Source organism: Streptomyces sp. NTD91 (assembly GCF_059510455.1).
Genome location: NZ_JCAJZW010000008.1, coordinates 147,862 through 161,968 on the forward strand (window position 1 = coordinate 147,862; position 14,107 = coordinate 161,968).

General features: G+C 66.8%; 10 protein-coding genes. 5 read left to right on the top strand and 5 right to left on the bottom strand.

Annotated features, from left to right (window positions below):
• Positions 1–490: 490 nt before the first annotated feature.
• From AC5WRT_RS12140 to AC5WRT_RS12155, 4 genes are all read left to right on the top strand, one after another.
• Entirely contained in the window at positions 491–1,369 is an 879-nt protein-coding gene (locus tag AC5WRT_RS12140) for a TnsA-like heteromeric transposase endonuclease subunit (protein WP_496093256.1), read from the top strand.
• Complete coding sequence (locus AC5WRT_RS12145; protein ID WP_496100216.1) at positions 1,366–3,711, top strand: transposase; 2,346 nt, start codon at positions 1,366–1,368, stop codon at positions 3,709–3,711. Before AC5WRT_RS12140 ends, AC5WRT_RS12145 begins: the two co-directional genes overlap by 4 nt.
• Positions 3,708–4,961, top strand: coding sequence for an AAA family ATPase (locus AC5WRT_RS12150; RefSeq protein ID WP_496093165.1), 1,254 nt, complete (start codon positions 3,708–3,710; stop codon positions 4,959–4,961). The genes AC5WRT_RS12145 and AC5WRT_RS12150 overlap by 4 nt, the downstream gene beginning before the upstream one ends.
• A gap of 340 nt (positions 4,962–5,301) precedes the next feature.
• A complete protein-coding gene (locus AC5WRT_RS12155) occupies positions 5,302–7,269 on the top strand; it encodes a TniQ family protein (protein WP_496093164.1) in 1,968 nt (655 codons plus the stop codon).
• A 66-nt stretch (positions 7,270–7,335) separates the two neighbouring features.
• On the opposite strand, the gene AC5WRT_RS12160 is transcribed toward AC5WRT_RS12155, so the two are convergent.
• The 4 genes from AC5WRT_RS12160 to AC5WRT_RS12175 form a co-directional block, all read right to left on the bottom strand.
• Positions 7,336–7,590 carry a hypothetical protein gene (locus tag AC5WRT_RS12160; protein ID WP_496093163.1) on the bottom strand — a complete coding sequence of 85 codons (255 nt, stop codon included), beginning with the start codon at positions 7,588–7,590 and terminating at the stop codon, positions 7,336–7,338.
• A gap of 906 nt (positions 7,591–8,496) precedes the next feature.
• Positions 8,497–9,954 (bottom strand): UvrD-helicase domain-containing protein, encoded by a 1,458-nt coding sequence (locus AC5WRT_RS12165; protein ID WP_496093162.1) that lies wholly within the window; start codon positions 9,952–9,954, stop codon positions 8,497–8,499.
• Positions 9,955–10,457: 503 nt separating this feature from the next.
• Positions 10,458–11,339, bottom strand: coding sequence for a DUF6083 domain-containing protein (locus tag AC5WRT_RS12170; RefSeq protein WP_079173190.1), 882 nt, complete (start codon positions 11,337–11,339; stop codon positions 10,458–10,460).
• Positions 11,340–11,498: 159 nt separating this feature from the next.
• Positions 11,499–11,762, bottom strand: a complete 264-nt coding sequence (locus AC5WRT_RS12175) for a helix-turn-helix transcriptional regulator (RefSeq protein ID WP_071381387.1) — start codon at positions 11,760–11,762, stop codon at positions 11,499–11,501.
• Positions 11,763–12,386: 624 nt separating this feature from the next.
• Between AC5WRT_RS12175 and AC5WRT_RS12180 the strand changes: the two genes are divergently transcribed.
• Positions 12,387–12,938, top strand: coding sequence for a hypothetical protein (locus AC5WRT_RS12180; RefSeq protein ID WP_245790538.1), 552 nt, complete (start codon positions 12,387–12,389; stop codon positions 12,936–12,938).
• A 555-nt stretch (positions 12,939–13,493) separates the two neighbouring features.
• Here the strand turns inward: AC5WRT_RS12180 and AC5WRT_RS12185 are convergent.
• On the bottom strand, positions 13,494–13,676 hold the full coding sequence (locus AC5WRT_RS12185) for a universal stress protein (RefSeq protein WP_071381389.1): 183 nt from the start codon (positions 13,674–13,676) through the stop codon (positions 13,494–13,496).
• Between the last annotated feature and the right edge of the window lie 431 nt (positions 13,677–14,107).

Sequence of the window (14,107 nt, forward strand, 5' to 3'; positions counted from 1 at the left end):
CCGGTCATCCAGAACACGCTCGCCTTGCGCATCGCGTCCAAAGGTTGTTGGCCTCCGCAGCTGTCAAGCCTGCCGAGCAGCTCAGCGCCGTGGCTTGCGGTCCAGGGAGATAGCGAAGGTAGAAGTGCGGGATGGCCCCTCCTGTCTCACGAAGTCCGCACAGCTCGGCAATACGGTCGGGAGACAGTCCCACACGGAATGCCACGCGAAGGAGCAATCCCGGCAGGGGCTCTCCGGGGAGCGGATCCAGAACACGTGACAAGGGGCGCTTTGCCGTCATCTACTCCCTCTCCATCTTGGCCGTCAACGGCCACCTCCCCGTGGGGGTAGTCAATCAGCCGTCGTGCAGTCCGCGTTGGTGTCATTGATACGGAATCACTCGTGCGTGTGATGGTCGCTGATGTGGTCGGGCCATGGGCGCTGCTCACCGTAGCGTCGTGGTTGATCTTGGCGGCCGTGTTCGATCTGCTGAGGAGCGGTGGACGTGCATATGAAGGATTCCGGGGCGAGTTCCGTCCGCAGGGTGCCGGCAGGACTACAGAGGGATACGTGGTCCGACTCCTGTCGCCTGGAGGATCTGGCGTTCCTGCATCGGGGATTCACCGAGTACGCGCACCAGCTGGACCTCGACGAACGATGGGCCCGGCGCTGGACGACGAGGTGGAAGTTCGGGCGGGACGCTGCCGCCACGTACTCGGTGCGCGACCTCAACGAGGTGGACGTCCCACGCTCGGTGCCGGTGCGTCGGTTCACTTGGCGGACCGACCAGTACCACCGGCCCGGGCTCGAGTACATGGTGTCCACGCGTCGGCATCACGGTTATGAGAGCTTCGAGGAGGAGTGTCTGCTCCTGGTCGCCGACTTCGCAGCCGGGCTGCGTGAGGCGCTCTCGCAGCCGTTCCGGCTTCGCTTCTATGCGGGCGGTAAGCGGGTGGATCACACGCCGGACTACCTGCTGCTGACCGATACCGGTCCGCTCGTTATCGACGTGAGGCCGGCCGGTCGGATTCACCCCGAGGACGAGCTGAAGTTCGCCGCGACATTCGAGGCCGCACTGGCCGCCGGATGGCGCTACGGCGTGGTGACCGGCTGGCGTCGGCACGTGTGGGAAACGGTGGACGCGTTCTCCGCCGAGCGCCGGCCGTTGACCAATGTGCTCGACATTCACAGCCAGCTACGCATAGCTGCCTCCCAAGGACCGCTGCCGCTCAGGGACTTGGCCGAGCGGTGCTCTATCCCTGCAGTGGCCCGAGCCCATGCCCTGCACTTGCTGTGGTGCAGGGAGCTGGGTGCGGACCTCTCGGAACCGTATGGGGACGCGAGCCTGATCCGGCTCGCACCCGTAAAGCCTCGCGGGGAGCGGTCATGACTACTGAGACGGCATCTACATGGGCGCTGGAGCCAGGCACCGAGCTGATCATTGACGGTGAGGCGTGGCGGGTCGAGACGTGTCTGCCGCATCTGGGCCTCGTGACCCTGATCGGGGACGAGGGCGCGCCCTGGAAGGTGCAGCTGAGCGGGCTGATCCACCGCCCCGGTTGCCGGCCGTCGACTCGGACCCGCACGGATCTCCCGGCCGCCAGCCGGGGCCGCCAGCCGAAGTCGATGGCTGACCTCATTCCGATTCAACAAGAGCACGTGCTGCGGCGGTTGGAGCACATCCGGGAGGTCGAGACCGGCTACCGCAGCGGCCATTCGGACGCCGCGCTGCCGCACGAGCCTCTCCCGCAGTACGACCCGGAGACCACGACGCTGACGCAGCGCCGAAAGGCGAAGGAGGCCGAGCTGCGCAAGGCGAAGGCCATGGATCCTGCGCTGGCGAAGTCGCTGGCCCTGCACAAGGTGAGCGCGCGGACGCTGGGGCGCTGGGACACGGCACGGCGCAAGCTCGGGCCGATCGGTCTCTCGGACGACCGGTGGCTGCGGGAGGCGACCGGGCACCGGATCACCCCGGAGGTGCGCGAGGCGCTATTCGCCGTACGTGATGAGAGCCTGCGGCGAGCGAAGCTGACAGCGCGCGACCGCGAGCGCCTCATCCACCAGTACGTACGGGAGACCTTCGGAGAGAAGACCAAGGTCCCCAGCTACGACGTGCTGCGCCAAGTGTGGCGGGACTGGTTCGGCTCCAGCGGCGGGCGGCAGCGCTACGCACGCTCGGCGGCGATGGCGCAGAAGTACGCGACGGGCCGGCACGTGGTGGTGCACTGGCCCGGGCAGGTGGTGGCCCTGGACACCACCGTGCTACCGGTGAAGGTCTTGGAAGACGTGTTCGGCGATCCCGTCTCTGTGCATCTCACGCTGGCACTCGACGTGTACACGCATTCGATCGTGGCGTTCCGGCTCAACCTGGTCTCCGACTCCTCGATCGACGTGGCGATGGTGCTGCGGGACATGACGATGCCGCTGCCCATGCGCCCGGACTGGGGTGAGGACATGCAGTGGGCCTATCCCGGCATCCCGGGCACGGTGGTGGCCGACTTCGCCGGGTACGAGGTGGCCGGATTGCCGTTCTTCGCCCCGGAGACCGTCACCACCGACCACGGCTCCGTCTACCGCAACCACCACCTGGTCGAGGTCCAGCGGGTCCTTGGCGCGAACATCAAACCGAGCCGGGTGTTGCGCCCCACGGACAAGATGGCCGTGGAACGCGCCTTCGGTGCCATCCGGTCGCTGCTGTTCGCTCTCCTGCTCGGCTACCAGGGCGTGGACACCGCCGACCGCGGCGTCGACCCGGAGGCCGACGCCTGCCTGACCGTGGCGGAGATGGAGCACATCATCGCCACCTGGATCGTGGGGATCTGGCAGAACCGCCGCTTCGACTCCTACGCACCGAGCTGGGACCCGGGCGGCGACCACAGCCCTAACAGCCTGTTCGCCGCGTCTATGACGCAAGGCGGCTTCGCCCTGCGTATCCCCTCGCCAGAGCTGTACTACCAGCTGCTGCCCCGCCACCAGGTTATGATCCACGGCAAACGTGGCGTGAAAATCAAGAACCTGTGGTACGACGGCGAGGCCTTGGACGCGTACCGTGGGGAGCTCTCCCGGCGCGGCGGCAAAGACAAGAATCGCTACGTCATCCACCGGGACCCGCGCGATCCGTGTTTCGTGTTCTTCCAGGATCCACTGACGCACGACTGGCACACCCTGCGCTGGGTGGGCCTGCCCGAGGAAGGGCAGTTCCCCGCTTTCAGCGACGCCCGCGTCCGCGAGGCCATGCGCGAACTGCGCAAGCGCGGGCTGGCGCCGAAGTCGGACAAGGAACTCCTGCCGGTGCTCCTCGAAGTGATCGGCGGGAAGATCCCGGTCGAGCAGTGGCCGACACAGCTGACGAAGAAGCAGCGCACCGAGCACGCACGCGAAGTGGCCCAGGCCGCAGCCGCCGCAGCCGACCGTCCCACCGACGCCATCGAAACCAAGCCGACATCCACCCCGCCACCGCCGCCCGCCGACGTGCCCGCGGCACGCACCGGCTCGGACGACGGCAAGGTTGTCCCGCTGCGCTGGCGCGAACGCGCCCAGCAGGGACAGGACTCGGTCACCAATGAACGCCGACGGCGCCGTGAAGCCGCCGTCCCCGAACGCCCCACCCCACTGCCACAGGATCTGTCGGAACGGCTGCGCGCCACCAGCCTGCTCGCCCTGCCCGACGACGAAGACGACGAGACAGGCGCGGGTACAACGGACGCAGCCGAGGAAGAGGTCAACCGGTGAATCCCCCCTACAACAGTCCGTCGTTCCTCCCCGGTCCGCCGATCGACCGCACCACCTGGGAGGGCTGGCGGCGCTGGTGCGCGAGCCGCAAGACGTTCGTCCCGGCCCCCGTACTGACGGCCGAGGAGTACGCGCCCAAGACAAAGCGCCAGAAATACCTGTACAACCTGCACCGGCTCGCCACCCACAGCAGTCTGCCCATCGACGTGACACCGATGAGTGAGCGCGTCGCACACGCCGTGCTGGCCCGAGTCGAGGACGGCGCCTTCAGCCACAAGGCCTGCACGCGCGGCGGCATCATGGTCAACGGTGATGGCGCCCAGGGCAAGACCGAGACGGTGTGCGAGGCCCTGGCTGTCTTCGAAGAGACATGGATGGCCCTGAACAACTACATGAACCCGGACGCCGTGCCCGGTACCCGCGACCTGGTCGCGCCAGTCGCCTACGTACGCTGCCCCGTCAAGGCCACCCCCATCTCCACATGCCAGCGCATCCTCGACTTCTACGGCGAGGACTACAAGGGCATGCGCCTGGAGGACCTGGTCCGCACAGTCAAGACCGCCACCGTCGAGCACGCCACCAGGGCACTCGTGATCGACGACATCACCCGTCTCAAGCTCCACCGGGAAGCCGACCAGGACGTCCTCGACCTGATCCGCGAAATGATGAGCATGCCCGTCACGCTCATCCTCGTCGGCGTCGGTATCCCCACCTCCGGCCTGCTGCGTGAGGGCTGCCGCGACCCCAAGACCCTGGAGTGGATCTACCAGCCGATCAAGGACCGCGGCCGCAGCCCCAACAACCACGCCGCAAGCCAGCACGAACGCCGCTTCCAGATCGTCGACCTCGACCCGTTCCGCTACACCACCGGGAAAGACACATCCGCCTGGATGGCGCATCTCGTCCGTTTGGAAGGACACTTGCGCCTACTGAACGACACCACCGGCATGCTGACCGGTGGCGACATGCCCGAGTACCTGTTCAACCGCACCGGCGGCGTGGTCGGCGTACTGGAGAAGCTCATCCAGCACGGATGCCGCCGGGCCATCGAGGACCAGAGCGAACGGCTGACGAAGGAGCTGTTCAACCAGTTCACCGTCACCCCTGGTGACATGCCCGACCTGGACACGGCATCCGGCGAGCAGCCCAAGATCCCGCCCCACAAGCCCACTCCGCAGAAGAAGAAGCGGAGAGGCCGCAACACCGTCTTCGACGACAACGGCCCCGCCGCGGCTGGCGAGACGGGCTGACGGAGGTGACACCCCAGCCGCTGCCCCGCAGCCCCGCCCCCCTGCCCGAGCAGTCGCTCCCCGGTTATCTCCTCCGTCTGAACGGCTCACCGGACAGGGGCGCTGAACTGGGCGGGCTCATCAGCCGTGGGCAGCGCATCCCGGCCGTCACCGTGTACCGCTCCGCCAGCACGGCGCCTGCCGGGATCACCTGCACCGCCGGACCAGTCACCCGCCGCCGGAGAACCTCGTACTCGGCACTGCCCCAACGGCTAAAGCGCTATGCGGACTTGATGGCACGGGACTGTGATGAGGGCCATGATGCCGATATCCCCGTCCCGTGTAAAACTCATATCGGGCCATGCATCACGCACCAGTTGGCCACGGCTCGATGACCCTCCGCCCGCTGGCCCGCGCCCTCAGTCCGCTCCCCGAGGAGTCACTGCCCGGCCTGCTTCTGCGGCTGGCCTACCGCATGCAGCGCTCTCCCGCCAGAGTCGCACGCCTGTGCGGATTGATCCATCGTCAAAATCGGCTTCCAGGCGCGTACCTGATCTCCCTGCCCGCCGAACGGATCGGGCAATTCACCGCGGCCGCCCGCTTGAGCGTGCAGGAGGCCAACGCACTGACTCTATCGTCCTTCGCTGCCGTCTACCCGCCCCTGGCATCCGTTCGGATCGACGGCAGCCGCAACACCACGGCCGCGCGGAAGTCGTGGGCTGCCAGCATTTCCAGTCGATACTGTGCCGCCTGTCTTTCCGGGGAGGGCAGTCGAGTCCAAACTCTCTATGGCGGTCCCTGGAAACTGCGCTGGCATCTTCCCGTCTCATACGCATGCGTCACGCACCGTACCTTGCTCTCCCATACGTGCCCGCGCTGCGGGGGCACGGCGAATCGACCGACGAATACAGAGCGCCAAGGAATGATCACGCAACGCACCACGAGCGGGTTACACCCGGCCCAATGCCGGCGCCTTGTGCCTGATGTTCACGGCGCCCCGGCCGCTCCCTGCGCTGCCCGACTGGACCATGACCGCCGGGCCGCGCACGTGCCCGAAACCGATCTATCCATTCTGCTTGCCCTGCAGCACCGCATTGACCAATACCTGACGAATGATAAATCTATTGCTGATGCAGACCAGTCGGCCTCGGATCGCTACTTCTTTCCCGATCTCATCGTCGCCGCACATCTGATCCGGCTCAGCTGGCCAGACGGTGCGCGACACGCTTCCTCAACATCGCTGGCTAACCTGATCGACCGCCACGTTTCCTCCGCTGCCGCTCGCCGCCACACCCCTGAGCCCGACGGCCGCATGCCCATCGCCTGGGATGCCCCCGAGGACCCAGCCGAGTGCGCGGCAGTGCTCGTTGCCGCTGACAGCCTCCTCGGTCACGAGGAACGTGATGACGCCGGGATGACCGATCACGTCCGGCCCCTCGCTGCGTCCGCCTTCAGCCGTAATCCGGCCAACATCGGCGCCGCTTTGCGACGCATGGACGTCTCCCCAGCGATGGCGCGTGCCCTGCTATGCCAGGCCCAGGGGTTCTACCGTGCCGGTGGCCACTGGCACGCGCGGCAGCGCCTTCCCTCACGCCAGAGCCGTTTTCAAATCGAGCATGTGCCTGCTCTCCTGCCGCAAGAGTGGCTCTCCGCCCACTTCGACGACCTGTTGTCCCACTGGGCGCACCACACCGATTGGAAGGTGCGGCACCTGCGGCGCGTTTCAGCGCTCAAGCTCGCGGAGATGTGTGGCGGTGGCACCTGGCCCGATTGCGCGAAGACTCTCCGCATCCCGTGGAACACCGCGCAGCAGTCCCTCAAAGTCACCCGGCAGGAGTTGAATTCACGGGATCTGTGGTCGGAATTTGAGCGCTCCGTCGAAAGTGTGGCTAGCCAATTGGACCGGGGCACGGATCGTGTTCACTACGGGCGACGCCGGGAACTTCTCTCGTCCTGGCAAGTTCCGGCTGGTGACTGGGCCGAACTGTGCCGCGATCTCAAGCAGTTCGGCCAGGGTGTCACCTCCCCCACCCGCGACACCGCGACCGTGCTGATCTGGACTCATGTCACCCAGGGCGATCACCTTCACAGCCCCGCGCTAGGCGCCCTGCGGGAATCGGGCTGCAGCACCCAGCGCCTGGTCGCATCGATCAACCAGCTCCGCACCCCAACCAACCGCAAGGGCGGCAAACGCGAGCTCCTGCGCCGTCTCGAAACGTACTCCGACCTCCTCGCCACTGCCTGCGACCGGCCCGTTGCCTCACTGCAGACTGGCAGCCTCGAGATCGGGGCACTTGCGGCGAACCGGCGCGGGGTCAAGTCCACATAGAAGCGGGGCACCCACGCCGAGGTTCGGACCCAGGTCATCCGCCAACGCCCCGGAGGCGAACGGCGATCACGTCCTCGCACGATCTCGCGTCAGACTGGGCTGCGGCGGCCCCATCAAGCAACCGGAGCCGGTGTCGATCCCCTCGGCCAGTGCCGGAGTCGTGACCGTGGCGCTGCAGGCGATGTCAGCGCTGCACAGACCAGCCATGATGGTGACGTCTCCGGCTTCGATACCGTGCCGCCAGTCGGCCATGATGTAGAAGAGCCGATCGACGGAGGCTTCCAGGGCGACGATCTGACTCTGTCCGGCGACGAGTGCCACGCAGCGCCACGGAACAGTTATCGGCGCCCCGCTGGTCTGGGCGGAGGTCATTCAGGCCAACCATCTGCTCTGCCCGCTCCTCCAGGACCTGCGGGGGTCTCGCACCGACCACAGACCCGCGATCGATGAGATCTCTCAGTTTTCACACCCGCCAATCAGCGCGCAGGTCATCTCACACTCCGCCTGCGTCTGGAGAGATTCGCTCGCGAACTGGGCAGCCGTATCGATGCGGGAGAAGCACTAGCGACCCACCCTTCGTGAGGCGGCCGCTCCGACGGCAATCAGGCACCTCACGGCACCAGTCATAGCCCACAGCACGGCTGCGGCAGGACAGGCACGGGCGAGCCGCAGGCGGCGCGCAGGCGCGTGGTTCCGTCGATCACAGGCGTCATTGCGCACGACGTTGATCCCTGGCTTCCGCAGTTGGTAGGCACGCGCGTGGTCAGATCATGAATCTGACCTGGTCAGGCACTGATTGTGCGGTCGTGAAGTGTGTGCCCACGGCATTCCTGACATATCAGGCGGGGCATGTGGAGCAACTGGGGCGATCGGGATGAACTTTCCTTCGCCGGGGGATCCCTGACGGGGCGTTTGCTCTCGAGCTTTGATGGTACGCGCAGGTCGGAGGCTGTTTGGGAGTTCGGGAAACCTGCCTCGAATGGTGGATGGCGGCGGTACCGTGGAGATCTCGCGATCCTTGGCCGGGCCGGTTGAGTGATGCGGCGAGCTGTCGCTTTGTTTGAGTGAGATGCCCGCATTATCCCGGGCGAAAGCATTCAAATCGGACGGATTGCGTGGGCACATGCCCGAAAGCTGCCGTCGCCATGAAACTGCAGGCCATGGCCTATCTGGCGTGCCTTCGTGTGCCCGCCGACTGCGGAACTCAGGTGATCTGCGCGAGGACTTTCAGACGCCCGGGTGGCTCTGGATCCACGAGAGGCCTCCGAGATCGAGTCGACGACGCGCGCGCGTCACGGCGACGTAGGCAAGTTGGGCGTCCTTCTCGCTCACGGATGGCGGGGGCGGCCGACCACAGTCGTCGTTCTGATCCGTTTCCGCAGGTTGAGGAAAGTCATCGGCGATCCTCACCTGCAACCACTCTCGACCCTTCGCCTTGTGGGCGGTGGAGACCGTGACGTCGGCCGTAGTCTCGTCGGTCAGGGCGTCGACCGCGGCAATGATGGCCTGCGGGCCGTGGGCATCCACGACTTCCACGAAAGGCTGAAGGTCACGGCCAGCGAGATCGTAGGTCGCGTAGTCCTGCAACTCGCCCCAGGAGGAGAAGAGTGCCAGTTCCGGGTGGGATGTGCAGCGGCCTTCCTTGAGGTCCTGCGCGGCAAGAGCCAGTGCCGTCAGTGTCTGTCCACCACGGGTCAGAGCGACTCGTTGGCCGGCGGCGAGCAGACGCATCACCTCGGTCACCGCGCCGATGTTGGTCCGGCACAGCACGGCATCGGGGCTGGTGACCACGCCGACCTCAGTCGAGATCTCTTCGGTGCCCGTCAGCCGGATGGAGGCGTTCGCGAACGACAGCCATCGGTTTGCCTCCTCCGCCAGCGCCGGGCCGAAACGGAAGGAACGGGTCAAGGTGAGATGGTTGGCGTCGAAGCCGGTCATCACGTCGCGGGCGCCGCGCCAGCCGTAGATGGCCTGAGCCGAGTCCCCGACCATGACCAACTGAGCGTGAGCACGTTGTGCGGTGAAGACCTGCTCCAGAACCGGGTTGGTGTCCTGCGCCTCGTCGAGGAAGAGGAAGTCGGCCTCGATCTTGGGGTCGGTCAGCGCCCACATCTTCAGGTAGTGGTCGTGTTCGAAGCGGACTACGCCGCGCTCGGGATTCTGCAGGTCGTGCCAGGCCCGCGCAGCGAACGGCAGAACAGCATCGGAGAGTTGCGTATGGTCTTCCGGTGCTTCAAGGCGGCGCAGAACCGGCACGTGGTGAGGCGCCAGCGCCCGGTCTGCCGAGTGGCAGAACCGGGTCACGGTACGCAGTACAGCCTGAGACAGCGTCCGGTGGCTGATCTCGTGATCACCGATACGGACGGAGGAGTTGACGCCGAGCGACTTTCCGATCCTCCATGCGGGCTGTCGCGGGCTGTTGAGGCGGAGGACGAAGCGGTGCCCGAGGGCAGCGAAGGCCGTGGCGTGGGCCGTCTTGCACTGCACAGAGTTCGGAAAACGGCTACTGGCATCGCGTGCGATGTCCTTGTTGAAGGCAAGGTAGCGGCCTCGGCGCTTTGTGCTCGTGGCGAGCATGCCGAGTGTGCTGGTCTTGCCTGTGCCGGCACCTGCCTGCAGCACCAGGTGATCGCCGCTACGGAAGGCGTCGACGGCATGGGCCTGTTCGTCGGTGGGGGTGTGCAACGGGAACTCCGCGGAGGTGGGCTATGGGGTGCGAAAGCTAGGAGGACGACTGCGGAGCAAGGCGCGCGCTGCACAGGCCAGTACGCCCTCAAGGCCGTGATGGGCAGGAAGGCCCTCTATCTGTGCTGCGAGTTGGCGAGCTCGATGGTTTCTGTCCTGTTCCAAGGCCGCCACAATGGTGCGGCCGAGGAGGTCTGCGGGCTTGCGACCGCAGTTTGCCGCGGTTCGACGAACCGTTGAGCACACATCCCAGGAGAGGGCGACATAGAGCAGGACCTGGCCGCTTGGGTCGAGGTAGTGGGTCGTCAGCGTGTCAATGGGTAGCAGGCGGTCGCGGTTATGAGGAAGCGACCGGACGGCCCGCCCGGGCGACTTGGCGCACCGAACCGTCGTGAGCCGTGTGGGTTCGGCGTTCGCCGCCAGGGGAAAGGCGCGGCAGGCTCGGCGAAGCTCTGCGAGAATGACGGATCTCGTCAGGAGGATCTCCACTGCGTACTGGTGCTTCATCGCCAGGCCGCCTCCGACTCACCGTTTCCGCGGCGCGGTTGACGCACGTGAGTCGGGAGACGTGGGTGCACGTAGGGGTGATGGACCGCCGGGTCGAACGGCTCCCAATCGGTCAGTGCGAGATCCGCCGACGTCGGGACGGCGGCATGGTGAGGGCATCGCTGTGTACGCCAGCGCAGCTGTTCCGCGTACAGCAGCGAGGAAAGGTCGTAGAGAGCCATTACCTCAGTGGGAAGGGCCAGCTGACCTTTGGCGGCCGTTGCGGGGGCCAGGATCCAGATGCCTTGAAGGCTGTCCGGGGCGAGCATTTTCGTGGAGCATCGGGTGCGATGCCGCGTCTGCGCGACGCACTGGATCTCGTCCAGGGGGCGGGCGGCGAGGTAGCGGACATACAGGATCTGGACGACGGGCCTGGCGGGTCGGCACGTGCCGTTGGACCGCGAGCGGCGGTCGACGTCCGTGGGCGGGACGAAAACACCGGCGTCAGTCAGGCGGCGCGTGTTCACAGCCAGCGACCGGCGTAGCCAGGTCAGAGCGGGGGTGATGTCACACGGGGCGTCGCGAGCGGGGCAGACGACGGCGTGGGTCAGCCGACACCAGGTGCTGCCGTCCCCGGCGGGATGGGCGAGGCCTGAGCTGACGTGCCAGCGGTATGCGGCGGGCATCTCGGCTGCGGGCAGTTCTTGCGGGTGCAGTGGCACGGGCCGGTCACGGCCCCGGTGGTACCACTCGACCGGGTTTCCGCACTCACGGCAACGAGCACGCTGTGCGCAGCGCAGAAGGCGGGTTGGGCTGTCGGGGTGGACGCGCAGGGACCGTCGCTGTTGGGAGGATGCGGGGCTGCCGTCCCAGTGCCGGGATGCGGATGAGGGGTGCATGCGCGAGAAGGTGCCAGCCAACACGCTGTCGAAGCACTGCCCTGGCTGGTGACGTCCGTCGAACGGCCGAATCCATGGCAACGCCTATTCGGATCATCGCTCAGACATTCGTGTCCGCCTACCCAATCGGGTGATTGCCCGGCCGGCCGGGCCGACCAGTCAGCCGCCCGCTTGACGAGGTGGCTCGTGCCCCTGGCAGAGAGTGCCGAAGAGTTCGTCGAGGGGAGTGCTCAATGCGTGGGCCAGAGCGTGCCACGTCTTGAGAGTGCCGATAGTGCGCCCCTGCTCGATCTCGATCAGAGTCCTTCTGGCCAGGCCGCTTCGAGAGGCGAGCTCGTCGTAACTCCATCCCCGCGCCGCACGCAGCCGGGCGAGTTCCAGGCGCAGGGCCTCGAAGTCCGGGTCGGGCGGAAAGATCGTCACCCGACCATCCGACGGTGCAGACGCCTGCCCTGTCAGTGCATACCTCTGCCCTATTTCCGCCTTTCAGGTTCGCTCCGAGGGGCAGAGGTCTGCACTACCGTGTGCGGCCGACCCCAGCCCGCCAGAGGCCGGCGCGGAAACGGCAGGAGGAACTCGCGCGCCATGAGGCTCTGCTTCCCACAGTCAGATGTCCGGCGTACATGGACGGTTGAGCTCCTCCCCCAGCCCGGCGGGCCGGTACTCGTCTGTCAGCAATGTGCGCAGGGTGGGCAGCGGCTCACCGGCCCAGCTGCTCGATCAGAGGTCCTGGCGCATCTGGCGTCACACGCGCGCCGAGACCTGCTTCCTGCGCATCTGCGGACGTGCCAGTGCCACGAACGGGGCTGCGGCTGGCATCCCCGTCACCGTGGCTGCCACGGCCCGATCCGCCTTCTCCTGGCCCGTGACCACGGCGGACGGGCGTGGCGCCTCACCGATGCATGCACTGCGTGTGCGGCCGCCACGTCACAGGCCGCCGTCGTGCCCGAAACGATCCTGGCCGCTGCGGTCTCGTCGCGAGGACGGGCGAACACGCGCCGAAAACGCCACCCCCAAGGACCCGACAGCCGAACCCGGGTACAAGAGATGCTCAACTACCTTGCCGTCGCCCTGCCGACCGCCACGGGGGCCGACGCCCGGTTGATCGCCTTGCAGTGCGCGCTGCGCATGAACAACGTGGCGCGCGTCCGCTTGCCCCTAGGGCTGCTCCGAAGCCTCCGCCTGGGATCTGCCTCAGAAGCGTGGCGCGAGCTGAGCGAAGCGGGATGGCTGCGGCCATTCATGTCCGACGGCGGCGTGATCACGGCTCAGATGCTCGACGCAGCCCTGCTCACACAGCACCCGGCTCGCCCCGACCGGCTTCAGGCCGCCGACTGGGCAGTGCGCTCCGCCTCCAGCATCCAAACAGATTCCGCGCCGCTTCCACGGCTGGCCGCTCTCGCACTGGCAGCGCACACCGTAGCCGGAGAGAACCAAGGAGCGGTATCAGCGGAGCAGATGGCGCGCGAATGCGGCTGCCGTATTACAGCACTGCCCGTGATTCTCAAGCACTTGGTGGCCGAGGAGGTCCTCGTCTCTTGGACGGGGACTGGGGAAGCGGGAGACTTGCGCTGGGAGCTGGTTTCCAATCGCGCCTGACTCGCATCGAAGGGGTAGGTCGGCGCCCGGCTCGGCTGCACACCATCAGGCGGTTTGGCCATCCCGGACTGAGGACGCCGGAGAAGGCTCACGGGCCACACACAGCTGCCTCCGCTGGTCCAGGATGTGCCCGAGTTGGAGCGGATCGCGCGATTGCGGACTCGTTCCCGCGGAGCTCATCGCTGCGCTGGATCGGTTGGCCACATGCTCATCGGAACGGCGACACAGCTCAGGAGATCTGCACTGGGAACTGCTGCCGGATGCGTCGGTATCAGCAGACAGGCGGTCGATGTGGCGCCTGGGTTAACCCGGAGAGCAAAGGAAACACGGCCACCTCACGCTCGACGGCATCGACCTACCGCTGGAGTAGCAGTCGCTGCGGTCCGAACGGGCGTCATGGGGGCGGTATGGGCCCGCGGTCGTGGCTGTACAACGCGCACCCACCGGTGGACCGTTGTCTGCGCGAACGAGGGAACGCTGACCTGCTGACACGCGGCCTCTGTGGCTCGGGCGTCTCCTGTTCCCACTGTCGACGACGAACATGTCGAACAGCACTCAGTCGTACGGCACAAGCGCGACCGGGCAGTGCACGTGGTGGATCAGAGCGTGCCCGACCGGCCCCGTGTGCGGGCCGACCACGGCACAGCGCCTGCGGCTGCCCACGACGAGCGGCCCCGCACCGGCCGCGGCCCGGACGAGGACGTGCGCCAGCCACCCCTCGTGGAGCTCTTCCTTCACGACGGCGGTGGGTACTTCTCGGCCTCGCCCTGGCGCTGGAGGCCCATGAACAACGGGGCACGGGTCCGGATCGTCGAGCGTCGGCCTGATCCCTTCCGGCCCTCCCGGGCCACCGCTTGACGTCAGCCCAGCAGTTGGTGCGCCCAGTCGCGTTGGATGTCGTCGCCGGAGCAGTCGAAGTCTCCGGTGTTTCTCCGGGGCGCCGATCGCGGGCGGTGCGCGCCCGAACGATGTCGACGTAGGGCTACGAGTGGAAGCCTCGTGTGAGACCAGCACCGGGATGCTGAGGGCGGCGAGCCAGTCGGTGAACATGCGGCTCAGGATGTCCTCATTGGCGTCGAAGGGGAGGTATGGGGCTCTGATGGGGGCCAGTGGCCCTCGAGCCCCGTGCCCCTGACGGGGGGCGGCGTGCAGGACCAGACGTCGCCGCT